This window comes from Pseudomonas sp. GW821-FHT02A08 (genome assembly GCF_059422045.1).
Map to the genome: position 1 here is coordinate 55,180 of NZ_JBWKWD010000002.1, position 21,926 is coordinate 77,105.

Here is a 21,926-nt window from a genome sequence, read left to right on the forward strand (position 1 = left end):
GCATGGGCGCGAATCAAGGCGAGTCGATCCACTTCTGGCAAACCCCGCCACTGGCCGGGGTCGAGTTGTTGTCCGCACGCTACATCGATCATCGTTTCGCGCCCCATGTGCATGACGGCTATGTGATCGGCATGATCATGGCGGGCGCCCAGCGTTATCGCTATCGCGGCGCCGAACACCTGGCGGGCAGCGGCACGCTGGTGCTGATCAACCCCGATGAATTGCACACCGGCCATAAGGGCACGGAGGATGGCTGGCTGTACCGGGCGTTTTATCCCGACAGCGAACAGATACTCTCGCTGTTGGCCGAACTCGAACTGCCGACCCATAACCCGCCGACCTTTAGCGCCACGCTGTATCGCGATCAGGATCTGGTGAACGGGTTCTGTCAATTGCACCGCTTGCTGGAAAGCCCTGCTACCGCACTGCAACAGCAAACCGCGTGGCGCGAGCTGATGCTGTCGCTGTTGCAACGCCATGCGGCGGTCCCCGATAGCGGCAAACCTGGCAAGGAACACCGGGCCGTGAGCCTGGCCAAGGAATTGCTGCACGCGCAGCTGGCAGCTCCGCCTTCACTGGAGGCGCTGGCGGCGGCGGTCAACCTCTCGCCATTTCATTTCGCCCGGGTATTCCGCCGGGCCACCGGCATGCCGCCGCACACCTGGTTGATGCAGCAGCGCATCGCCCGGGCTCGAGGGTTATTGCAAAGTGGTTGTCTGCCGCTGGAAGTTGCGACGCAACTGGGGTTTGCCGACCAGAGCCATCTGAGCCGGCAGTTCAAGCAAGTGTATGGGGTTGGACCGGGGGCGTATCGCAGTGCCCGGCAACTGCCCAAATCCTGATAGCGACAAAAAACCAATGTGGGAGCGGGCTTGCTCGCGAAAGCGTCGTGTCAGTCAACATCAATGTTGAATGATCTACCGCTTTCGCGAGCAAGCCCGCTCCCACAGGGTTGTGTGGTGTTTATTCGCCAGTGGCAATGCCCCGCGCAGGCTCGTTGATCCACTCGCTCCACGACCCGGCATACAACGAACCCAGTGGATAACCGGCCAGACACAACGCAAACAGGTTGTGGCACGCCGTCACGCCGGAACCGCAGTACGCCACCAGATCATTCGGCGAACGGTCGCCCAGTTTCGCGGCAAAACGCTGCTTGAGCTGATCGGCCGGCAAGAAGCGCCCGTCACTACCCAGGTTCTCGGTAAACGCCGCACACTGGGCACCGGGAATGTGCCCTGCAATCGGATCGATCGGTTCCACTTCACCCTTGAAACGCGGCAATGCGCGGGCATCGAGCAGGGTCAATTCCGGCCGGGTGAGGCGCTTTTGCAGCCGCTCGACACTGATCAGCAACGCCATGTCAGGACTGCCGGTGAAGGAACCACGGGTAACCTTCGGCGCATCCAGGCTCAGCGGCAAACCGACCGCGTGCCAGGCCTTGAGACCGCCGTCGAGGATGAATACACCGTCGCGTTTGCCCAACCACGCCAGCAACCACCAGGCCCGCGCCGCATAGGCACCCGGACCGTCGTCATACAGAACCACTTCACTATCGGCATTGATGCCCCAGGCTTGCAGGCGCTCGATCAGTTGCGCCGGCTCGGGTAACGGATGACGCCCGGTCACGCCCTTGACCACCGCGCCACTCAGATCACGCTCAAGGTCGGCATAGCTCGAACCGGCGATGTGCCCTTCGGCATAGCTGCGCTGACCGTAATCCGGGTCTTCGAGGGCAAAACGACAATCCAGAATCACCAGTCCCGGCTGGTCCTTTTTCAGGTCCAGTGCTTGTGGGCTGATCAATTGCGCAATGGGCATAGCGGGCTCCTGTGCTTAAGTCGGTCTTGATCCTACTGTACTTCTTCCAGCGCCTGGGCCAGGGGCACGTAAAACTCTTCGAACAACGCATTGACCGCATCGCGGGACTGATCCGTGACGAACCCGGCTTCCAGCACCAGTACCTGATACACACCGCGTTTAATGGCTTGCTCGCTGAGGTGGCTGGAGTTTTCCCGCGTGGTGCACAGGAAACGCACCCAGGACGTGAGGATGATCCAGGCATTGAGCGTCAGGGATTCGATCTGCACCTTGTCCATCTTCAGGATGCCGGCGGCGACGAAACCTTCGTAGATCGCCGAACCCTGGATCAGGCAGCGCTGGGAGAAGCGTCGATAGCGGTCGGCCAGGTCCGGATCGCTGTCGAGCAAATGTTCGAGATCGCGATGCAGGAAGCGGTAGCGCCACATCGCCGACAGCAGTTCCTTGAGGTAGAAACGTTTGTCTTCCACCGTGGCAGCGCGTCCCTGGGGCGGGCGCAGGAAGCTGTCCACCAGGCTTTCGTACTCGCTGAACAACACGGCGATGATCGCCTGCTTGTTCGGGAAGTGGTAGTACAGATTGCCCGGGGATATTTCCATGTGGGCAGCAATGTGGTTGGTACTGATGCTGCGCTCGCCCTGCTGGTTGAACAGCTCCAGGCTGTTCTGCACGATGCGCTCGCTGGTTTTGATCCGTGGGGCCATGGCTTGAGCTTTAATTCAGAGTGCGTTGACGGGCATCTTAGATCTATCCGCGAGCGGATAAAACAAAGCTGTTCCAGGATGTCATTTGACATTTTAGAGCATAGACTCTAAAAAGTGCTTCATTACAATAAATCCGGAGCCGACCATGACTGCTGAAATTTCCTACCTGCAGAACCTACAGCAGCCGCTGGAGGAACTTCAGGCCCTGTTCGACGCCCAGCGTGCCGCCTACGCCGCCAACCCGATGCCTCCGGCCGCGCAGCGCCAGCAATGGCTCAAGGCTCTAAAGGATTTGTTGAACAATGAACGCCAGGCCCTGATCGATGCGATCAGCCAGGACTTCAGTCATCGCAGCGCCGATGAAACCCTGCTCGCCGAGCTGATGCCCAGCCTGCACGGCATCCACTACGCCAGCAAACACCTCAAGGGCTGGATGCGAGCCTCGCGACGCAAGGTTGGCGCAGCCTTCCAGCCCGCCTCGGCCAAAGTGGTTTACCAACCGCTGGGCGTGGTCGGGGTCATCGTGCCGTGGAACTATCCGCTGTACCTGGCCATAGGTCCGTTGGTCGGCGCGCTGTCGGCGGGCAATCGGGTGATGCTCAAGCTCAGTGAGTCGACCCCCGCGACCGGCCTGCTGATGAAGCAACTGCTGGCGCGAATCTTCCCCGAAGACCTGGTTTGCGTGGTCCTGGGCGAGGCGGATATGGGCGTAGCCTTTTCACGCCTGCCGTTCGATCACCTGCTGTTCACCGGTGCCACCAGCATCGGCAAACACGTCATGCGCGCCGCCGCGGAAAACCTGACCCCGGTGACCCTGGAACTGGGCGGCAAGTCCCCGGCCATTGTTTCCCGGGATGTGCCGCTCAAGGACGCCGCCGAGCGCATCGCCTTCGGCAAGACCTTGAATGCCGGCCAGACCTGCGTGGCCCCGGACTATGTGCTGGTGCCGGAGGATCGCGTCGGAGGTTTCGTCGAAGCCTATCGCGCTGCCGTCCGCGGGTTTTATCCGACGCTGGCCGACAACCCGGACTACACCGCGATCATCAATGAGCGACAACTGGCACGCCTCAACGGCTACGTCAGCGACGCCACCAGCAAGGGTGCGCTACTGATGCCACTGTTCGAACAGGGTCAGGGCCGCCGCATGGGCCATAGCCTGCTGCTCAACGTCACGGACGAGATGACGGTGATGCAGGATGAAATCTTCGGGCCGCTGCTGCCGATCGTACCGTACAAGGATCTGGACCAGGCATTTGCCTACATCAACCAGCGCCCTCGCCCACTGGCGCTGTATTACTTCGGCTACGACAAACGCGAACAACAGCGCGTGCTGCACGAAACCCATTCCGGCGGTGTGTGCCTGAACGACACCCTGCTGCACGTCGCCCAGGACGACATGCCGTTCGGCGGCATCGGTGCCTCGGGCATGGGCCACTACCACGGCCATGAAGGGTTCCTGACCTTCAGCAAGGCCAAGGGCGTGCTGATCAAACAACGGTTCAACGCCGCGAAGTTGATCTATCCGCCGTACGGCAAATCCATCCAGAAGCTGATCCAGAAGCTGTTCATCCGCTAACGATCATCACCGTCGGGTAATAACAATAATGAACCCCAGCCTGTCCGATACACCCACGCTGTCACGGCGCGGGCTGCTTAAATTCAGCCTTGGCGCCACAGCTTTCCTCGCCACCGCCGGGCTCGGAGCCAGCCTCAGCGGTTGCTCGTCGAGCGTTCCGGCCAATGGCTTCGTCACGTTACGCAGCGGCGACCTGCTGTTTTTGCGGGCATTGATTCCGGTCATGCTCGAGGGTGCCGTGACCACCGAACGGATGCCCGAGGCTGTCGAGGGCACACTGAAAAGCCTGGACTACAGCCTCGCCCACCTGTCGCCGGAAATGCTCAAGCTGACCCAGCAGTTGTTCGATGTGCTGGGCATGGCCGTGACCCGCGGGCCGCTGACCGGGATCTGGGGCAGCTGGGACAACGCCAGCGCCAACGACATCCGGGCCTTTCTCGATCGCTGGGAAAACAGCTCGTTGAGCCTGTTGCGCATGGGCCACAGCTCCTTGCTGCAACTGGTGATGATGGCCTGGTACGGCCGCAAGGAATCGTGGGCGCATTGCGGGTATCCCGGGCCGCCCACCGTCTGATACCGAGTCGCCCCCTTCGCGGGCAAGCCCGCTCCCACATTGACCGCGTGCCCCTGTGGGAGCGGGCTTGCTCGCGAAGGCGTCAGTCTTATCACCACAGCACCTGAACCATAATAAAAAGAGAATCCGAAGATGCCCGTACCCGATCCGTTCCGCGAAGGCATGGCCCGAGGCTGGAAAACCTACAACGGCTCGCAACTGACCCAGGACCTGACACTCGAAGCGGACGTGGCGATCATCGGCAGCGGTGCCGGTGGCGGCACCACCGCTGAAATCCTCAGCGCGGCCGGCTACAAGGTGCTGCTGATCGAGGAAGGCCCACTCAAGACCAGCAGCGACTTCAAGCTGCTCGAAGACCAGGCCTACGCCAGCCTTTACCAGGAAGGCATCGGCCGCATGAGCAAGGACGGCGCGATCACCATCCTCCAGGGCCGGGCGGTGGGTGGCACCACGCTGATCAACTGGACCTCCAGTTTCCGCACCCCGGAGCCGACCCTGGAACACTGGGCCAAAGAGCACAACGTCAAGGGCCACAGCCCGGCGGAAATGGCGCCGTGGTTCGAGAAAATGGAGCAACGCCTGGGCGTCGCGCCGTGGATGGTGCCACCCAACGCCAACAATGATGTGATCCGCAAGGGCTGCGAAGCACTGAATTACTCATGGCACGTCATCCCGCGCAACGTTCGCGGCTGCTGGAACCTCGGCTACTGCGGCATGGGCTGCCCGACCAACGCCAAGCAATCGATGATGGTCACCACCATTCCAGCGACCCTGGAAAAAGGCGGCGAGCTGCTTTACCTGGCCCGCGCCGAAAAACTTGACATCAGCGGCGAGAAGGTCACCGGCCTGCAATGTTCGGCGATGGATGAACGCTGCGTCGCACCGACCGGGCGCACCATCACGGTCAAGGCGCGGCATTTCGTGCTGGCCGGTGGCGGCATCAACAGCCCGGCCTTGCTGATGCGCTCCGGGGCACCCGACCCGCACAAGCGCCTGGGCAAACGCACGTTCCTGCACCCGGTGAACATGTCCGCCGCGCTGTTCGACGAAGTGGTCAACCCCTTCTACGGCGCGCCGCAGTCGATCTATTCCGACCATTTCCAATGGCAGGACGGCACCACGGGCAGGATGTCCTACAAACTGGAAGTCCCGCCCCTGCACCCGGCGCTGGCCACGACATTGCTCGGTGGTTTCGGTCAGGAAAACTCGCAACACATGGCCAATCTGGCCCATACCCACGCCATGCTGGCGTTGCTGCGGGACGGGTTTCACCCGGACAGCCCCGGTGGCAGCGTCGAATTGCGCAGCGACGACACGCCGGTACTGGATTACCAGCTATCACCCTACGCCTGGGATGGATTGCGCCGGGCGTTCCATACCATGGCCGAGATCCAGTTTGCCGGTGGCGCCAAGGCCGTGATGCCGATGCACGCCGACGCCCGCTACGTGAAGACCCTCGCCGAAGCCCGCACGCTGATCGACGGCCTGAGTCTGGAGTTGTATCGCACGCGCCTTGGCAGTGCCCATGTGATGGGCGGTTGCGCCATGGGTGAAGACCCGACAAACGCGGTGACCGATAGCCTCGGCCGGCATCATCAACTGGGCAATCTATCGATTCACGACGGCTCGCTGTTCCCCACCAGCATTGGCGCCAATCCGCAGCTGTCGGTCTACGGACTGACGGCGCAACTGGCGACATCCCTGGCCGAACGTTTAAAAAACCCATGAAAATAACGATAATTCCCATCGTCTATAGTGCTTTCTTACCCAACAGGCGACTTGGCCGACCGGGAAGGCTGCGATACCATCCGACTCCCCAACGGATTCCCGCCAGGACGACGCGATGAACCGAGTGTTGTACCCAGGTACCTTCGACCCTATTACCAAGGGCCATGGCGATCTGGTCGAACGCGCCTCGCGCCTGTTCGATCACGTGATCATCGCCGTCGCCGCGAGCCCCAAGAAAAACCCGCTGTTTCCTCTGGAACAACGTGTGGAACTGGCGCGCGAGGTCACTAAACATCTGCCGAACGTTGAAGTCGTCGGCTTCTCGACGCTGCTGGCGCACTTCGCCAAAGAGCAGAATGCCAACGTGTTCCTGCGTGGTTTGCGCGCGGTGTCGGACTTCGAATACGAGTTCCAACTGGCCAACATGAACCGCCAGTTGGCGCCGGATGTGGAAAGCCTGTTCCTTACCCCGTCCGAACGCTACTCGTTCATTTCCTCGACGCTGGTTCGTGAAATTGCAGCCCTGGGCGGCGATATCACCAAGTTCGTGCACCCAGTGGTGGCGGACGCACTGACCGAACGCTTCAAGAAGTAAGCACCGCTCAAGCGGCGCCCGCGTGCACTGCGGGCGCCAATGCGGCACAATTGTGCGCATTGGTTTATTGTGCCCGGGCCTGCCGCCCCGGCTGGAGTTAGCATGTCCCTGATCATCACCGACGATTGCATCAACTGCGACGTCTGCGAACCCGAGTGCCCGAACGCCGCCATTTCCCAAGGCGAAGAGATCTACGTGATCGACCCGAACCTGTGCACCCAGTGTGTCGGCCACTACGACGAACCGCAGTGCCAGCAAGTCTGCCCGGTGGATTGCATTCCACTGGACGAAGCTCATCCGGAGACTGAAGAGCAGTTGATGGAGAAATACCGGAAGATTACCGGCAAGGCTTGATTCTCAGGTTTCCAGCGCTCTTGCGGGTCTCTTCGCGAGCAAGCCCGCTCCCACAGGGGATTTGTGTACGACGCAGATCCAGTGTGGGAGCGGGCTTGCTCGCGAAGGCGTCATCAGCCTCACTGAAGCTATAACTGACGATCAGCTCTGACAACGCGGGCAAAAAACACTCGCGCGCTGCCCGAGTTTCACTTCCCGCAGCCCCGTGCCACAGATCTTGCAGTGCTCGCCGCCACGGCCGTACACGAACAGTTCCTGCTGGAAATAACCCGGCTGACCGTCACCACCGATAAAGTCCCGCAGCGTGGTACCGCCGCGCTCGATGGCGGCCGCCAGGATACGCTTGATCTCAATGGCCAGCTTCAAGTAACGCGCACGGGAAATGCTCTTGGCTTCTCGGCGCGGATCTATGCCTGCGGCGAACAACGCTTCGGTTGCATAGATATTGCCCACGCCCACCACCACCGCGTTATCCATGATGAACGGCTTGACCGCCATCGAACGTCCACGGGACTGCTGGAACAATCGCTCGCCGTCGAACAGGTCGGTCAGCGGCTCAGGCCCCAGGCGAATCAGCAACTCATGATTGAGCGGATCGAGGCTCCAGAGCATTGCGCCGAAACGTCGCGGGTCGGTGTAACGCAGGGCCAGGCCCGACTCCAGCTCGATGTCCACATGCTCATGCTTGGCCGCTGGCAGCCCGGCCTCCACCAGACGCAAATTGCCTGACATGCCCAAGTGGCTGATCAAGGTGCCGACTTCGGCATTGATCAGCAGGTACTTGGCGCGCCGCTCCACCAATACGATGCGCTGCCCGGACAGCCGCACATCGAGGTCTTCGGGAATTGGCCAGCGCAAGCGCCGGTCACGCACGATCACCCGGCTGACACGCTGGCCTTCCAGGTACGGCGCGATACCGCGACGGGTGGTTTCGACTTCTGGCAATTCAGGCATGGTGCTCTCGGCTCAGGCGCATGGCCTGGAAGGTTCCGACACTCAGCGATGAGTGCCGAGGTCGCGGATCGTCTGCTTGAGGGTCTCGAAGTCGTAGTCCGAGAGGCCGACATAATCGAGCACCAGCGGCGCGATGCCGTTCCACTCGTGATCGTCGGTCTGATTGCCCAGCACCCGGTACGACGCGCAAATGTGCTCGGCCATTTTCAGGATCGCCAACAGGTTCTTCAACGAACTGTTGCGCGAAGATTCATCGCTGAAGATCGCCAGGGCATTGTGGTGATTGGCGATCGCAGCGCTCACGTGCTCCGGCAGACGCCAGGACTTGGCCGTGTAATACCCGACCACCGAGTGATTGGTATTGAACACCTGATTCTCCGTGTCCACCACCCGGCATTCGGCACTGGCGTTGGCATAGGCCTGCTCCAGAACGCCCATGTAGTCGGGGAAACGCTGGAGCATCAAGGGCACGCCGCAGTCGTGGAACAGGCCCAGGGCATAGGCTTCATCGCCATTTTCAATGCCGATGCGCTTGGCCAGGCTCAGGCAGGTCATGGCCACGTCCTGAGCGGTGTCCCAGAAACGGTTCAGGGTGACAATGGTGTCGTCATTCATCTCGCCCTTGATCGACTGCGCATTGATCAGGTTGATGATCGAACGACTGCCCAGCAGATTCACCGCGCGCTGGATCGAAGCAATCTTGTTGCTCAGCCCGTAATACGGCGAATTGACAATCTTCAACAGGGAACCGGAAAGTCCCGGATCCTGGGAGATCAGCCTGGCAATGACTTCCAGATCCGGGTCGGGCATGTACTGCTCCATCTGCAAATCCACCATGATTTGCGGCTGGGCCGGTACGCTGATGCCCTGCAGGGCTTGTTGGATCTGTTCGGAAGTCAGCTCTTGGGACATTTGTGCACACTCTGGGTCAGACAGTGATTCTAACCTTTATGAAGTTGGATCCGACATACCAAATCGCAAGACAACCCTCGCCACATGTCCACTTGCAGGCCAATCCGGGGTCTCAACACGCTATACTCCCGCTCTTTTTTCCGGAGCGACGACATGTCCCTGCCTAGCCTGCGCCTCAAAGCCAACGCCGACCGTCGTCTGCGCAACGGTCATTTGTGGGTCTACAGCAACGAAATCGATGTAGCCGCTACGCCTTTGCACGGTTTCAAGGCCGGCGACCAGGCGATCCTCGAAGCCGCCGGCGGCAAGCCGCTGGGCATCGTTGCCATGAGCCCGAACAACCTGATCTGCGCCCGCGTGCTGTCGCGCGACATCAAGCTGCCGCTGGACAAATCGCTGCTGGTGCACCGCCTGAACGTGGCCCTGTCCCTGCGCGATCGCCTGTTTGACAAGCCGTTCTATCGCCTGGTCTACGGTGATTCCGACCTGTTGCCGGGCCTCGTAGTCGACCGTTTCGGCGACATCCTGGTGGTGCAGATCGCTTCGGCCACCATGGAAGCCCATAAGGATGACGTGATTGCAGCACTGACCCAAGTGCTGAAACCAAGCGGCATCCTGTTCAAGAACGACTCCGCTGCCCGTGACGCCGAAGGCCTCACCCGCTACGTCGAAACCGTGTTCGGCCTGGTGCCGGAGTGGGTTGCCCTCGAAGAGAACGGCGTGAAATTCGAAGCACCGGTCATTCAGGGTCAGAAAACCGGCTGGTTCTACGACCACCGCATGAACCGCGCACGCCTGGCGCCGTATGTCAAAGGCAAACGCGTGCTCGACCTCTACAGCTACATCGGCGGTTGGGGCGTGCAGGCTGCCGCGTTCGGCGCCAGTGAAGTGTTCTGCGTCGACGCTTCAGCCTTCGCCCTTGATGGTGTCGAGCGCAACGCCGCACTGAACGGCTTCGCCGAGAAAATGACCTGCATCGAAGGCGACGTGTTCGAAGCCCTCAAAGAGCTGAAAGCCAGCGAAGAACGCTTCGACGTGATCGTGGCCGACCCACCGGCGTTCATCAAACGCAAGAAAGACATGAAGAATGGCGAAGGCGCCTACCGCCGCCTGAACGAGCAAGCCATGCGCCTGCTCACCAAGGACGGCATCCTGGTCAGCGCATCGTGCTCGATGCACCTGCCGGAAGACGACCTGCAGAACATCCTGCTGACCAGCGCCCGTCACCTGGACCGCAATATCCAGATGCTGGAACGCGGCGGCCAGGGGCCGGATCATCCGGTGCACCCGGCGATTGCCGAGACTCGTTACATCAAGAGCATTACTTGCCGGTTGTTGCCGAATAGCTAACTGCTGACAGCGCTTATGTTGATCGTCCGCACTTCAATAGTCCGGACGATCAACTAGCCATCCGACACCAATACAAAAACTTCAGCCTTATTAAGCATTTACCGATCACGTAAAAGTTATCGGAACAGGACTACTTCACTTCGAGAAACGCCCTACACCATTTCGTTTGACCTCAATCCATCCAGGCCTATCATCCAGCTTACCACTTGAATACTTGAGTGGTGGATATCAAAACCTTTACTGGAGATTGAATCATGAAGAAAGTTCAACTTGAGAAAAATCTAGCGGTACACCACCACGCGATGCTTAGCACGCCTAAGTAATCACTCAGGAAAAGCCGGACAGAATACCTTCTGTGCGGCTTTTAAAAAGAGGGATGCCGCATGCAACTGAACCCCTATATTTTTTTACTACCCAAGCCTCCCCGGCTTTTCATCTGGAACTATAAAACCCATGAGCAGTTCGAAATCGACAGTTCTCACGCTGGTCGATTAATTGAGCTTATTGAGCAAACAACACTATTTGATAAATGCCACCCAATCGACACTGAATTTTTTGAAGCCGGTATATTCGTCGAACAGGACTTACCTCCAGATGACTGGCAATGGGATGACCTTTCGAAGATTTTTCACATCGGAACCAAAGACCTTGGTGCTGGCTATACCCCAACGAACACAAAGGAATGGGCTGATCGTTACTTCGCTCATTGTCAGGAGGCGCTGAGTCGAGAGCCCCCACCACCTCACCCATTCGCCCACCTCCAGCGTGAGAACCTGCTCTGCCTGCCAGCCCCCACTGACAATAGGGCACTAGAGGGGCAGACCGGATTCAAGCAAGTCTTGTTGCAGCGGAAAACATGCCGTTCCTTTCGGAAAAAAAGCGTGTCGCTAAATGATGTCAGTACGCTTCTCTACTTTTGTCTCGGTTACCTGAAGGAGCGAGAGTCGGATACCTGTGAACTGACTCCGGGCATGTTCAATGCACGGCGCAGCAGTCCGTCAGGTGGTGGACTGAACGCCAGCGAAGGATATTTATATGCTTATAACATCCAAGGACTCGACCCTGGGTTTTATTACTATCACCCGAACTTGCACGCTTTAAAGTTATTGAGTCGCTTGAACAGCCCTCTCGGCTCTCTTTTACAAGGCCAACACTTTGCCGACAACATTCCTTTTGGAATATTCCTTACTTCGCGCCTCGATAAAATGTGGTGGAAATACCCTCACTCGCAAGCCTATCGGGTTTCACTACTAGAAATCGGCCACATTTCGCAAACTATACAACTTTGTGCAACATCACTTGGATTGAATACCTGGCTAACCGCAGCCCTGACCGAATCAAAAATAGAAAAACTTATAAAGCTGGACGACCTATCAGAACAAGTATTTCTTTTTATAGGCGCCGGACACAGCAAGGGAGAAACATTGTGTGAGGAACTACAAAGCTTATTGAGAAAAAACACCCCAACAATGAACCCCGGAAACCCATAAAAATGTCAGAACACTCAAGCGCCAGGACAATCGATAATATCACGGGTCAAAAAATCTCCCGTTTCATTCTTATTACCAATATTTCGTTAATCAGTTTTTTCCCACTCAATATCCTGCTTCCCTCTTTCCCTGCCCTGGCGCTGGAGTTCAATACGTCAATGGTTGATATCGCGTTTGCGGTCAGCTTGTTCACCCTGGTTTTTTCTTTCGCGCAACTGGTCACCGGCCCCCTCTCGGACAAATGGGGGCGCAAGGAAGTGCTGCTTGGATGTCTGATCCTGTGCTCAATAGGTGCGATCGGCTGTACCCAGGCAACGGATTATTCGACTTTTATGGGCTTTCGCGCCGTTCAGGCGCTGGGGTGCGGTTTTTTTGTGCTGGGCCACGCGCTAGTGGAGGACCTGTTCGAAGAAAAGGATCGAGCCCGGGTGCGCATTTATTACATGACCCTGAGCGGATCATTTGTCGCACTGTCCCCTCTGCTTGGCTCATGGCTGCAAACATCTTTTGGTTGGCAGGGCAGCTTTTATGCGTTTTCCCTGATGGCGCTCGGTATCTTTATCCATGCGCAATCAGAACTGCCTGCCAGATCAGCCCGAACCGACCACGAACCCACTTCAATTACGTCAACACTGAAAACCATCCTGAACAGTAAAGACTTTGTTCGCTATTGGTGGATCGCCGCGCTGGTCTTCTCTTCTTACTTTGCCCTTATCAGCGTGACGCCGCTGATTTTCATGGACGTCCTGAAACTGTCTGAATATCAGTATGCGTTGGTTCTGGTGGCTTATGGCATGGCTTACGTCCTCGGTGGTGCTCTGGCTTCGGCCGCGCAGAAGCGCATTTCCCTCAACAAACAGATCAATCTCGGATTGAGCCTGCTGAGCATCGCCGGTCTGGCTTTAGGGTTGATCCTGATCTTTGACGCAATGACGACGTTCACACTGTTTGTGCCGATGCTAATCAGTGCGCTGGCTGTCACCTTGGTTCGGCCAGCAGCCATTTCTGCAGCAATGCTGTTGTTTTCCAGTAATGCCGGAACCGCTGCATCCGCTGGCAATACAATCATGTTCATCACCGCCGCCATCAGCAGCGCTGTGCTAGCCCAGGCGGGGACCCATCTGCTGGCGACAATTGCCGTCAGTTTTATTGGATTCAGTCTGTGGGGTTTGCTGACAAATGCGAGGGTCGGGCGATGATCAGGCGCCCTACGGCATTCCCTCCAGCCGCCAGCCGTGTAGAATCGCGAACATTCATCGCCAGTCATCCCCGGCGGGTTTATGAGCTCAAGCTGAAGCGCGCGGCGATCCCGCAAAGTTATCGGCAACTTCCGGACACGCGGCCATTTCTGAGTGTTCCAGACGTCAATAGAAGCTCACTTCCCTTTTGATACCTGATTAGCCGCCCGGAGTGCTTCATGCCTGATTACCGCTCGAAAACATCCACCCACGGCCGCAACATGGCCGGCGCCCGCGCACTGTGGCGCGCCACGGGGATGAAAGATGACGACTTCAAGAAGCCGATCATCGCCATTGCCAACTCGTTCACCCAGTTCGTACCGGGCCACGTGCACCTCAAAGACCTGGGCCAACTGGTCGCCCGCGAAATCGAACGTGCTGGCGGCGTGGCCAAGGAATTCAACACCATCGCGGTCGATGACGGCATCGCCATGGGCCACGACGGCATGCTGTATTCGCTGCCGAGCCGCGAGATCATCGCCGACTCCGTCGAGTACATGGTCAACGCCCACTGCGCCGACGCCATTGTCTGCATTTCCAACTGCGACAAGATCACCCCGGGCATGCTGATGGCGTCCCTGCGCCTGAACATCCCGGTGATCTTCGTCTCCGGCGGTCCGATGGAAGCCGGCAAGACCAAACTCGCCTCCCACGGCCTCGACCTGGTCGACGCCATGGTGATCGCCGCCGACTCCAGCGCTTCTGACGAGAAAGTCGCCGAGTACGAGCGCAGCGCCTGCCCGACCTGCGGTTCGTGTTCCGGCATGTTCACCGCCAACTCGATGAACTGCCTGGTCGAAGCCCTGGGCCTGGCCTTGCCGGGCAACGGTTCGACCCTGGCCACCCACAGTGACCGCGAGCAGCTGTTCCTTCAGGCTGGCCGCACCATCGTCGAGCTGTGCAAGCGTTACTACGGCGAGAACGACGAGTCGGTGTTGCCGCGCAACATCGCCAACTTCCAGGCGTTCGAAAACGCCATGACCCTGGACATCGCCATGGGCGGTTCCACCAACACCATCCTGCACTTGCTGGCCGCCGCCCAGGAAGCCGAGATCGATTTCGACCTGCGCGACATCGACCGTCTGTCCCGTCACGTGCCGCAACTGTGCAAGGTCGCGCCGAACATCCAGAAGTACCACATGGAAGACGTGCACCGCGCTGGCGGCATCTTCAGCATCCTCGGTTCGCTGGCCCGTGGCGGCCTGCTGCACACCCAGCTGCCGACCGTGCACAGCCGCAGCATGGAAGAAGCCATCGCCAAGTGGGACATCACCCAGACCACCGACGAAGCCGTGCATCACTTCTTCAAGGCCGGTCCGGCGGGCATCCCGACGCAAACCGCGTTCAGCCAGTCGACCCGTTGGGAAACCCTGGACGACGACCGTGAAAACGGCTGCATCCGCAGTGTCGAGCACGCCTATTCGCAAGAAGGTGGCCTGGCCGTGCTGTACGGCAACATCGCGCTGGACGGTTGCGTAGTGAAAACCGCAGGTGTCGACGAGTCGATTCACGTCTTCGAAGGCAACGCGAAGATCTTCGAAAGCCAGGACAGCGCCGTACGCGGCATCCTCGCCGACGAAGTGAAGGAAGGCGACATCGTCATCATTCGCTACGAAGGCCCGAAAGGCGGTCCGGGCATGCAGGAAATGCTCTACCCGACGTCGTACCTGAAATCCAAAGGCCTGGGCAAAGCCTGTGCCCTGTTGACCGACGGCCGTTTCTCCGGCGGCACCTCGGGCCTGTCCATCGGCCACGCTTCGCCTGAAGCGGCTGCCGGCGGCGCAATCGGCCTGGTGCAGGACGGCGACAAAGTGCTGATCGACATTCCGAACCGCTCGATCAACCTGTTGGTCAGCGATGAAGAACTGGCCGCGCGTCGAGTGGAGCAGGACAAGAAAGGCTGGAAACCGGTGGAAGTGCGTCCACGCAAAGTGACCACTGCGCTGAAAGCCTATGCCCTGCTGGCGACCAGTGCCGACAAGGGTGCTGTACGTAACAAGGCGATGCTTGACGGGCTGTAAGTCTGTGGCGAGGGGGCTTGCCCCCTCGCCACATGAGTATTCCCACACTACATATGGGAATACTCAAAAAATGCCCCGCCGAGTGCGTAATGCCGATCAGTTAAGCCACAACGCAATCTGTAGCAGCTGGCGTAGCCTGCGTCCGGCTGCGCAGCAGTCGTAAAATCGGAGTTCGCGGCACGTCAGAGAGATCGTGCGCGCCGGATCTACGACTGCTGCGCAGCCGGACGCAGCCTTCGGCAGCTGCTACAAGGAAGCGTAGCGTCTGGGTTCGCCTAACTGATCGGCATTACGCCAAGTGCGGGGCATTTTTTTGCCTGATACAAATCTCCCAAACAGGGGAGATCAACTGTGGGAGCGGGCTTGCTCGCGAAGGCGTCGTGCCAGTCAACAACCATGTCTACCGGCAGACCGCTTTCGCGAGCAAGCCCGCTCCCACATTGGATCGGTGTCGTCTTACTGGATGTCTTCAGGCTTGACGATCACCCAGTTCTTGTCGGCAGTCACCGTCAACCCTTCCTTGGCCTGGGCCGCGGCGTTCTTGGCCATCATGCCTTGGATCTGGGTCATGTACTTGTCCTTGCGGTTGACCCACAGGTGGATGCCGCCCTTGGCCACGTCAACACTGTGGAACAGCATGTAGCCGTCGCTGCTCGGGGTATCGCCGCCAACCAGCACCGGTTTTTTCCACTGATCGATGTAGGTCAGGATTGCCGCCTGCTTGCCGGCCATCCAGGTTGCCGGGGTCCACAAGTACGGGGTCAGTTCCAGGCCGAGGTTGGCCTTCTCGTCATATTTGCCAGCCGTGACCTGCTTGCGTGCGGTGGTCAGCTCACCCGTCTTCGGGTCCTTGAGCAGCAGCGACACGCCGATTACGTTCTGCGGTTTGACGTTGTAGCCGTACTTCGGATCGGCCGCGACCATGCGCACCAGTTCTTCGGAGGCGGCGGTCATCACATAGACCTCGATGCCGTTCTCCATCAGCTTGTTGTACAGCTCTTGCTGGCCGGTGAAGATCTTCGGCGGGTTGACGTCGAGTTTCTTGACCACGTCGCCTTCGTAGTAAGTGGCCGGCACCGGTTTGCCCGACGCCATCATCTCGTCGACGTAGCCCTTGAGTTCCTTGAGCGTAAAGCCGGAGAAGACCTGGGCAACCCATGGATAGCAAACCATGTCGTCGAGTTCGCAGAGGCGGTAGTAGTAGCTGAACAGGCTTTCCTTGTGGTCGGCGGTGTCCTTGAACGGTATCAGTTTCAGGGAGGGGTCGAGCTTGTCGCGGGTTATCAGGCCCTTGTTCTCCATGAACGGCAGCAACGACTCTTCGAGATCGTAGCGGTAACTGGTGTTGTCCATGTCGAACACCGCGTAGTTACCCTTGTTGGCGTTGGCGGCGATCATCGCGTCCAGCGCCTTGGCCTGATCAGCGGGCCAGTGTTTCAGATCCGTTGCGAGAACCTGGCCGGCGAGGCCGAGGCAAAGTGCAGCAGCCAGTAATTTCGGTGCGAACTTCATTGGCAAATCTCCCTGATCAAAGGAGATCGAAGCTAACAAATAAGTGTGACAGTCCTCGCCTGTCAGCGACCGCCTGTGTCCCTTTCGCGCCAGTTGCATTTCTGACAGCGACATCCGCTTATTCCAAAAACGACGGATACCATACGTTTTTGATATTAATTCATTAGTTTTCAAGCTGTTAGGCTTGCCGGTTCGCAGCTGCCCTGCAAGGCAGTCGGCAAAAGTCTAATGGGAGTTCCAATGAATCTGCCGCTGATTCTCAATCTTCTGGTGTTCCTCGCACTGCTGCTGGGCCTGGCGCAAACCCGCCACACCACTTGGAACCTGGCGAAAAAAGTCCTGCTCGCGCTGGTGCTGGGCGTGGTGTTCGGTGTGGCGTTGCACTCGGTCTACGGTGCCGGCAATCCGGTACTGAAAGCCTCGATCGGCTGGTTCGATCTGGTGGGCAACGGATATGTGCAACTGCTGCAAATGATCGTGATCCCGCTGGTGTTCGCCTCGATCCTCAGCGCCGTGGCCCGTCTGCACAACGCCTCGTCGTTGGGCAAGATCAGCTTCCTGACCATTGGCACGCTGCTGTTCACCACGGCCATCGCCGCGCTGATCGGCATCGGCCTGACCAACCTGTTCGGCCTGACCGCCGAAGGCCTGGTGGCCGGTACCCAGGAAATGGCCCGCCTGCAAACCATCCAGACCGATTACGCCGGCAAGGTCGCCGACCTGAATGTGCCGCAACTATTGCTGTCGTTCATTCCGCAAAACCCGTTCGCCGATCTGGCGCGGGCCAAGCCGACGTCGATCATCAGCGTGGTGATTTTCGCGGCGTTCCTGGGTGTCGCGGCCCTGCAATTGCTCAAGGACGATGCCGAGAAAGGTCAGAAAGTGATCAACGCCATCGACACCCTGCAAGCCTGGGTGATGCGCCTGGTGCGCCTGGTGATGAAGCTGACTCCGTACGGCGTGCTGGCGCTGATGACCAAGGTGGTCGCCGGTTCCAACCTGCAAGACATCATCAAGCTCGGCAGTTTCGTGGTGGTGTCCTACATCGGCCTGGGCCTGATGTTCGTGGTGCATGGCGTGCTGGTGTCGGCCGCCGGGATCAATCCGCTGCGCTTCTTCCGCAAGGTCTGGCCGGTGCTGACGTTTGCCTTCACCAGCCGCTCCAGCGCAGCGACGATTCCGTTGAGCATCGAAGCGCAGACCAGCCGTCTGGGCATCCCGCAGTCCATCGCCAGTTTCGCCGCTTCGTTCGGCGCGACCATTGGCCAGAACGGTTGTGCCGGCCTGTACCCGGCGATGTTGGCGGTGATGGTGGCGCCGACCGTGGGCATCAACCCGCTGGACCCATTGTGGATCGCGACACTGGTGGCGATTGTGACGCTGAGTTCGGCCGGTGTGGCCGGGGTTGGCGGCGGTGCGACGTTCGCCGCGTTGATCGTGCTGCCGGCGATGGGTTTGCCGGTGTCACTGGTGGCGTTGCTGATTTCGGTCGAGCCGCTGATTGATATGGGGCGTACGGCGTTGAACGTCAGTGGTTCGATGACGGCGGGGGCGATTACCAGTCAGGTGATGCAGCAGACGGACAAGGCGCTGTTGGATGCGGATGAGCATTCGGCGTTGGCGCAGGCTTAAATCCTCCAGTGACTGTGGGGGCCCCTTCGCGAGCAAGCCCGCTCCCACATTGGTCCTGCGGCGTACATAGATTGTGTATACGCAGGAGATCAAATGTGGGAGCGGGCTTGCTCGCGAAGCTCTTAAGCTTTTTCCCACACCTCAAAGTTGTACGCCGGTTTGTCGCCTTCGGCCGGGTTCGACACATTCGACACCAGTTTCCACTGGTTCAAATCAAACTCCGGAAACCACGCATCCCCTTCCGGGCTCAGCGCCACGCGGGTCAGGTACAACCGATCGGCTTGGGCCAGCCCTTGCGCATACAACTGTGCGCCGCCAATCAGCATCAGCTCATCGACGCCCTGCTCCTTCGCCCATGCTTCGGCGCGAGCGACGGCGGCTTCCAGCGACGGATAAACCTCCGCGCCCTCGAGCAGCAGATCCGCCTGGCGGCTGACCACGATGTTCAAACGACCTGGAAGCGGGCGACCGAGGGAATCCCAGGTCTTGCGACCCATGATGATCGGCTTGCCAAGGGTGGTGGCCTTGAAATATTTGAAGTCCCCCGGCAGGTGCCAGGGCATGCTGTTGTCGACGCCGATCACACGGTTTTCACCGAGGGCTGCGATCAGGCTGAGGGGGAGTGATTTAGTCATGTCGGCGAGGATACCAGAGCCTCGCTTTCGCCGATAAGCGCCACAGCGGTTATGCTCACAGCTCAATTAAGCGACGGGATGCCGCGTGACTGAACTCAATACCCTCTGGCTGACAGAAACCATTCGACTGCGCGAAGAACACGCAGGCCCCCTGGAAGACCTTGAAGCCAACCGACTGGCCCGTAGCGCCGGCGGCGATTTGCCGTTGCGCATTCAACGCCGGGCCCTGTGGCTGGCCGAGCGCGATGGCCTGGCCGATGCTCTCAAACACTGGCTGCAAGGCGCGCGACTGGCGCTGATCGTCATGGCGGTGCTGGCGGTGATCAGCGGCGCCGGCCTGGCCTTTGCGGCAATGGGCGACGGCTTGCACCCGGTGAATGTGTTCTGGGCCTTGGGCAGCCTGCTCGGGCTCAATCTGATCCTGCTGCTGAGCTGGGCCCTGGGCCTGGTGTTTGCCGGTGAACACGGCGCCAGCCTCGGCCGCCTGTGGTTGTGGCTAAGTGAAAAGTTCGCCCGGGATGCCAAAGCCGCACAACTGGCACCGGCCCTGCTGTTATTGCTGCAACGCCAGAAACTCAATCGCTGGGCGATCGGCGTGCTGGTCAACAGTCTGTGGCTGCTGGCGATGCTCAGTGCGCTGGTGATCCTGCTGACGTTGATGGCGACCCGGCGCTACGGCTTCGTCTGGGAAACCACCATCCTCAGTGCCGACACTTTTATTGCCGTGACCCAGGCCCTCGGCGCGCTGCCGGCCCTGCTCGGTTTCAGCGTGCCCACCGAGGAGATGATCCGTGCCAGCGGCGATGCGGCATTGAACATCGAAAGCGCCCGACAGGCCTGGGCCGCCTGGCTGGTAGGCGTTCTGCTGGTCTACGGCGTTTTGCCGCGCCTGTTGCTCGCGCTGTTTTGCCTGTGGCGCTGGAGGACGCGGCAAACGGCGCTACGCCTGGATTTGAACCTGCCCGGTTACGCACAACTGCGCGAACGTTTGATGCCCACCAGTGAACGTCTCGGCATCAGTGATGCGGCGCCTGAGCAATTGCATCGCGTGGAAAACGGTGTAACCGAGCAGCAAAGCGACGGCGCGCTGTTGGTCGCCATCGAACTGGACGACGACCGCCCGTGGCCACCGCAATTGCCGAAAAACGTCAGCAACGCGGGCATTCTCGACAGCCGCGAATCACGGCACAAACTCCTCGAACAACTGAGCCGCTTTCCCCCGGCACGCCTGGCCATTGCGTGCGATCCACGGCGTTCGCCGGATCGCGGCAGCCTGGCCTTGATTGCCGAACTGGCTCGCAGCGCCAGTGTCACCCGCGTGTGGTTGTTGCAGGCGCCCCCCGGTGAAGCGCTGGACGCCGAACGCCTGGGTGACTGGCACGTGGCGCTGCAACAACTGGAGCTGCCTTTTGCCGATTGCGCACCGATGAACTGGCTGGAGACGGGTCATGACTAACCCCCTGAAACTCGCCATCGTCGGCCACACCAACGTCGGCAAAACCTCGCTGTTGCGCACCCTGACCCGCGACGTCGGCTTCGGTGAAGTGTCCCATCGACCCAGCACCACGCGACACGTCGAAGGCGCACGATTGTCGGTGGACGGCGAGCCCTTGCTCGATCTCTACGACACCCCCGGCCTGGAGGACGCAATCGCCCTGCTCGACTACCTCGAACGGCTGGAGCGGCCTGGCGAACGTCTCGATGGCCCGGCACGACTGGCGCGTTTCCTCGATGGTAGCGAAGCCCGACAGCGATTCGAACAGGAGGCCAAGGTCCTGCGCCAGCTATTGGCCTCGGATGCCGGTCTCTATGTGATCGACGCCCGGGAACCGGTCCTGGCCAAGTATCGCGACGAGCTGGAGGTGCTGGCCAGTTGCGGTAAACCCTTGCTGCCGGTGCTGAATTTCGTCAGCAGCACCAACCATCGCGAACCGGCCTGGCGTGAAGCGTTGGCGCGGCTGGGCTTGCATGCCTTGGTGCGCTTTGACAGCGTCGCGCCACCGGAGGATGGCGAGCGTCGACTCTATGAGAGTCTCGCTCTGCTGCTGGAATCTGCCCGGCCGCAACTCGAACGCCTGATCGCCGATCAGCAAGCCCAGCGCTTGGCTCGCCAACAAAGCGCAGAGCGATTGATTGCCGAATTGTTGATCGATTGCGCAGCTTGCCGACGCAGCGTGGCCAGTGAAGCCGAGCAGGAACAACAGGCGATCAGCGAACTGCGCAAAGCCGTGCGCCAGCGGGAGCAGCGTTGCGTCGAGGCCCTGCTCAAGCTCTACGCCTTCCGCCCGCAGGACGCCGCCGCCAGTGATTTGCCGCTGCTCGACGGTCGTTGGGGCGATGACCTGTTCAACCCCGAAACCCTGAAGCAACTGGGCGTGCGCGTCGGTGGTGGAATTGCAGCAGGCGCCGCTGCCGGGGCCGGGGTCGATTTGCTGGTGGGCGGGATTACGCTCGGCGCCGCTGCACTGGCCGGCGCCATCGCCGGTGGCGCCCTGCAAACCGCGCGCAGTTATGGCAGCCGCTTGCTGGGCAAGATCAAGGGCCAGCGCGAACTGACGGTGGATGACAACGTGCTGCGCCTGTTGGCGCTGCGCCAGCGGCAATTGCTGCAAGCGCTGAACGCCCGTGGGCATGCGGCGATGGACAGCATCCAGGTGGCGACGCCTCAGGACAAAAGTTGGCGCGAAGGCAAGCTGCCCGAGGCGTTGAGCAAGGCGCGGGCGCATCCGCAGTGGTCGTCGCTCAATCCTCATCCAAAATTGAATCAGGCGGAGCGGCAGGAGCAAGTTGAGGTGTTGGCAAGAGACTTGTAGGGGCTGATCCGGCGCCTTCG

19 protein-coding genes are annotated in these 21,926 nt (G+C 59.8%); 13 read left to right on the plus strand and 6 right to left on the minus strand.

The genetic code is table 11. The annotated features are described in order from the left end of the window. The first annotated feature begins 2 nt into the window (after positions 1-2). Entirely contained in the window at positions 3-842 is an 840-nt protein-coding gene (locus AC07W4_RS02130) for an AraC family transcriptional regulator (protein WP_495031336.1), read from the plus strand. 121 nt (positions 843-963) lie between these two features. On the opposite strand, the gene AC07W4_RS02135 is transcribed toward AC07W4_RS02130, so the two are convergent. Continuing rightward, positions 964-1,818, minus strand: a complete 855-nt coding sequence (locus tag AC07W4_RS02135; RefSeq protein WP_495031337.1) for a sulfurtransferase — start codon at positions 1,816-1,818, stop codon at positions 964-966. Positions 1,819-1,850: 32 nt separating this feature from the next. Then, positions 1,851-2,522: a TetR/AcrR family transcriptional regulator gene (locus AC07W4_RS02140; RefSeq protein ID WP_495031338.1), complete on the minus strand. Its 672-nt coding sequence runs from the start codon at positions 2,520-2,522 to the stop codon at positions 1,851-1,853. Positions 2,523-2,667: 145 nt separating this feature from the next. Between AC07W4_RS02140 and AC07W4_RS02145 the strand changes: the two genes are divergently transcribed. From AC07W4_RS02145 to AC07W4_RS02165, 5 genes are all read left to right on the plus strand, one after another. Next, the gene (locus tag AC07W4_RS02145) at positions 2,668-4,098 is read left to right on the plus strand and encodes a coniferyl aldehyde dehydrogenase (RefSeq protein WP_008048319.1); all 1,431 of its coding nucleotides are present in this window, start codon (positions 2,668-2,670) and stop codon (positions 4,096-4,098) included. A 28-nt stretch (positions 4,099-4,126) separates the two neighbouring features. Continuing rightward, the gene (locus AC07W4_RS02150) at positions 4,127-4,672 is read left to right on the plus strand and encodes a twin-arginine translocation pathway signal protein (protein WP_495031339.1); all 546 of its coding nucleotides are present in this window, start codon (positions 4,127-4,129) and stop codon (positions 4,670-4,672) included. A 132-nt stretch (positions 4,673-4,804) separates the two neighbouring features. Further along, the gene (locus AC07W4_RS02155; protein WP_495031340.1) at positions 4,805-6,400 is read left to right on the plus strand and encodes a GMC family oxidoreductase; all 1,596 of its coding nucleotides are present in this window, start codon (positions 4,805-4,807) and stop codon (positions 6,398-6,400) included. A gap of 115 nt (positions 6,401-6,515) precedes the next feature. After that, a complete protein-coding gene (gene coaD / locus AC07W4_RS02160; RefSeq protein ID WP_007939322.1) occupies positions 6,516-6,995 on the plus strand; it encodes a pantetheine-phosphate adenylyltransferase in 480 nt (159 codons plus the stop codon). A 102-nt stretch (positions 6,996-7,097) separates the two neighbouring features. Then, positions 7,098-7,349 (plus strand): YfhL family 4Fe-4S dicluster ferredoxin, encoded by a 252-nt coding sequence (locus AC07W4_RS02165; RefSeq protein ID WP_003195146.1) that lies wholly within the window; start codon positions 7,098-7,100, stop codon positions 7,347-7,349. A 141-nt stretch (positions 7,350-7,490) separates the two neighbouring features. Here the strand turns inward: AC07W4_RS02165 and mutM are convergent, their stop codons facing one another. Further along, positions 7,491-8,303 (minus strand): bifunctional DNA-formamidopyrimidine glycosylase/DNA-(apurinic or apyrimidinic site) lyase, encoded by an 813-nt coding sequence (gene mutM, locus AC07W4_RS02170; RefSeq protein ID WP_008048316.1) that lies wholly within the window; start codon positions 8,301-8,303, stop codon positions 7,491-7,493. 42 nt (positions 8,304-8,345) lie between these two features. Further along, entirely contained in the window at positions 8,346-9,215 is an 870-nt protein-coding gene (locus AC07W4_RS02175; RefSeq protein ID WP_495031341.1) for an HDOD domain-containing protein, read from the minus strand. A 153-nt stretch (positions 9,216-9,368) separates the two neighbouring features. Between AC07W4_RS02175 and AC07W4_RS02180 the strand changes: the two genes are divergently transcribed. From AC07W4_RS02180 to ilvD, 4 genes are all read left to right on the plus strand, one after another. After that, positions 9,369-10,565 carry a class I SAM-dependent rRNA methyltransferase gene (locus AC07W4_RS02180; RefSeq protein WP_008048314.1) on the plus strand — a complete coding sequence of 399 codons (1,197 nt, stop codon included), beginning with the start codon at positions 9,369-9,371 and terminating at the stop codon, positions 10,563-10,565. A 383-nt stretch (positions 10,566-10,948) separates the two neighbouring features. After that, a complete protein-coding gene (locus tag AC07W4_RS02185; protein ID WP_495031342.1) occupies positions 10,949-12,055 on the plus strand; it encodes a SagB family peptide dehydrogenase in 1,107 nt (368 codons plus the stop codon). Between the two features lie 2 nt (positions 12,056-12,057). After that, on the plus strand, positions 12,058-13,254 hold the full coding sequence (locus tag AC07W4_RS02190) for an MFS transporter (protein ID WP_495031343.1): 1,197 nt from the start codon (positions 12,058-12,060) through the stop codon (positions 13,252-13,254). Positions 13,255-13,472: 218 nt separating this feature from the next. After that, complete coding sequence (ilvD, locus tag AC07W4_RS02195) at positions 13,473-15,314, plus strand: dihydroxy-acid dehydratase (RefSeq protein WP_056726462.1); 1,842 nt, start codon at positions 13,473-13,475, stop codon at positions 15,312-15,314. 456 nt (positions 15,315-15,770) lie between these two features. Here ilvD and AC07W4_RS02200 read toward each other — a convergent pair whose 3' ends face one another. Then, positions 15,771-16,826 carry an HAD family hydrolase gene (locus AC07W4_RS02200; protein ID WP_495031344.1) on the minus strand — a complete coding sequence of 352 codons (1,056 nt, stop codon included), beginning with the start codon at positions 16,824-16,826 and terminating at the stop codon, positions 15,771-15,773. A 240-nt stretch (positions 16,827-17,066) separates the two neighbouring features. On the opposite strand from AC07W4_RS02200, the gene AC07W4_RS02205 reads away from it, so the two are divergent. After that, on the plus strand, positions 17,067-18,458 hold the full coding sequence (locus tag AC07W4_RS02205) for an L-cystine transporter (RefSeq protein ID WP_495031345.1): 1,392 nt from the start codon (positions 17,067-17,069) through the stop codon (positions 18,456-18,458). A gap of 122 nt (positions 18,459-18,580) precedes the next feature. Here AC07W4_RS02205 and AC07W4_RS02210 read toward each other — a convergent pair whose 3' ends face one another. Further along, positions 18,581-19,093, minus strand: coding sequence for a dihydrofolate reductase (locus AC07W4_RS02210; protein ID WP_495031346.1), 513 nt, complete (start codon positions 19,091-19,093; stop codon positions 18,581-18,583). Positions 19,094-19,178: 85 nt separating this feature from the next. On the opposite strand from AC07W4_RS02210, the gene AC07W4_RS02215 reads away from it, so the two are divergent. Continuing rightward, the gene (locus AC07W4_RS02215; protein ID WP_495031347.1) at positions 19,179-20,549 is read left to right on the plus strand and encodes a DUF2868 domain-containing protein; all 1,371 of its coding nucleotides are present in this window, start codon (positions 19,179-19,181) and stop codon (positions 20,547-20,549) included. Continuing rightward, positions 20,542-21,906, plus strand: coding sequence for a GTPase/DUF3482 domain-containing protein (locus tag AC07W4_RS02220; RefSeq protein ID WP_495031348.1), 1,365 nt, complete (start codon positions 20,542-20,544; stop codon positions 21,904-21,906). The genes AC07W4_RS02215 and AC07W4_RS02220 overlap by 8 nt, the downstream gene beginning before the upstream one ends. Positions 21,907-21,926 lie beyond the last annotated feature (20 nt).

Bases quoted from the DNA above. Each gene is read 5' to 3' on its own strand.
- AC07W4_RS02200 (WP_495031344.1), bottom strand. From the start codon at position 16,826: ATGAAGTTCGCACCGAAATTACTGGCTGCTGCACTTTGCCTCGGCCTC.
- AC07W4_RS02220 (WP_495031348.1), top strand. From the start codon at position 20,542: ATGACTAACCCCCTGAAACTCGCCATCGTCGGCCACACCAACGTCGGC.
- AC07W4_RS02150 (WP_495031339.1), top strand. From the start codon at position 4,127: ATGAACCCCAGCCTGTCCGATACACCCACGCTGTCACGGCGCGGGCTG.
- AC07W4_RS02190 (WP_495031343.1), top strand. From the start codon at position 12,058: ATGTCAGAACACTCAAGCGCCAGGACAATCGATAATATCACGGGTCAA.
- mutM (WP_008048316.1), bottom strand. From the start codon at position 8,303: ATGCCTGAATTGCCAGAAGTCGAAACCACCCGTCGCGGTATCGCGCCG.
- AC07W4_RS02185 (WP_495031342.1), top strand. From the start codon at position 10,949: ATGCAACTGAACCCCTATATTTTTTTACTACCCAAGCCTCCCCGGCTT.
- AC07W4_RS02145 (WP_008048319.1), top strand. From the start codon at position 2,668: ATGACTGCTGAAATTTCCTACCTGCAGAACCTACAGCAGCCGCTGGAG.
- AC07W4_RS02205 (WP_495031345.1), top strand. From the start codon at position 17,067: ATGAATCTGCCGCTGATTCTCAATCTTCTGGTGTTCCTCGCACTGCTG.
- AC07W4_RS02140 (WP_495031338.1), bottom strand. From the start codon at position 2,522: ATGGCCCCACGGATCAAAACCAGCGAGCGCATCGTGCAGAACAGCCTG.
- AC07W4_RS02175 (WP_495031341.1), bottom strand. From the start codon at position 9,215: ATGTCCCAAGAGCTGACTTCCGAACAGATCCAACAAGCCCTGCAGGGC.
- ilvD (WP_056726462.1), top strand. From the start codon at position 13,473: ATGCCTGATTACCGCTCGAAAACATCCACCCACGGCCGCAACATGGCC.
- AC07W4_RS02155 (WP_495031340.1), top strand. From the start codon at position 4,805: ATGCCCGTACCCGATCCGTTCCGCGAAGGCATGGCCCGAGGCTGGAAA.
- AC07W4_RS02135 (WP_495031337.1), bottom strand. From the start codon at position 1,818: ATGCCCATTGCGCAATTGATCAGCCCACAAGCACTGGACCTGAAAAAG.
- AC07W4_RS02180 (WP_008048314.1), top strand. From the start codon at position 9,369: ATGTCCCTGCCTAGCCTGCGCCTCAAAGCCAACGCCGACCGTCGTCTG.
- AC07W4_RS02130 (WP_495031336.1), top strand. From the start codon at position 3: ATGGGCGCGAATCAAGGCGAGTCGATCCACTTCTGGCAAACCCCGCCA.
- coaD (WP_007939322.1), top strand. From the start codon at position 6,516: ATGAACCGAGTGTTGTACCCAGGTACCTTCGACCCTATTACCAAGGGC.
- AC07W4_RS02165 (WP_003195146.1), top strand. From the start codon at position 7,098: ATGTCCCTGATCATCACCGACGATTGCATCAACTGCGACGTCTGCGAA.
- AC07W4_RS02210 (WP_495031346.1), bottom strand. From the start codon at position 19,093: ATGACTAAATCACTCCCCCTCAGCCTGATCGCAGCCCTCGGTGAAAAC.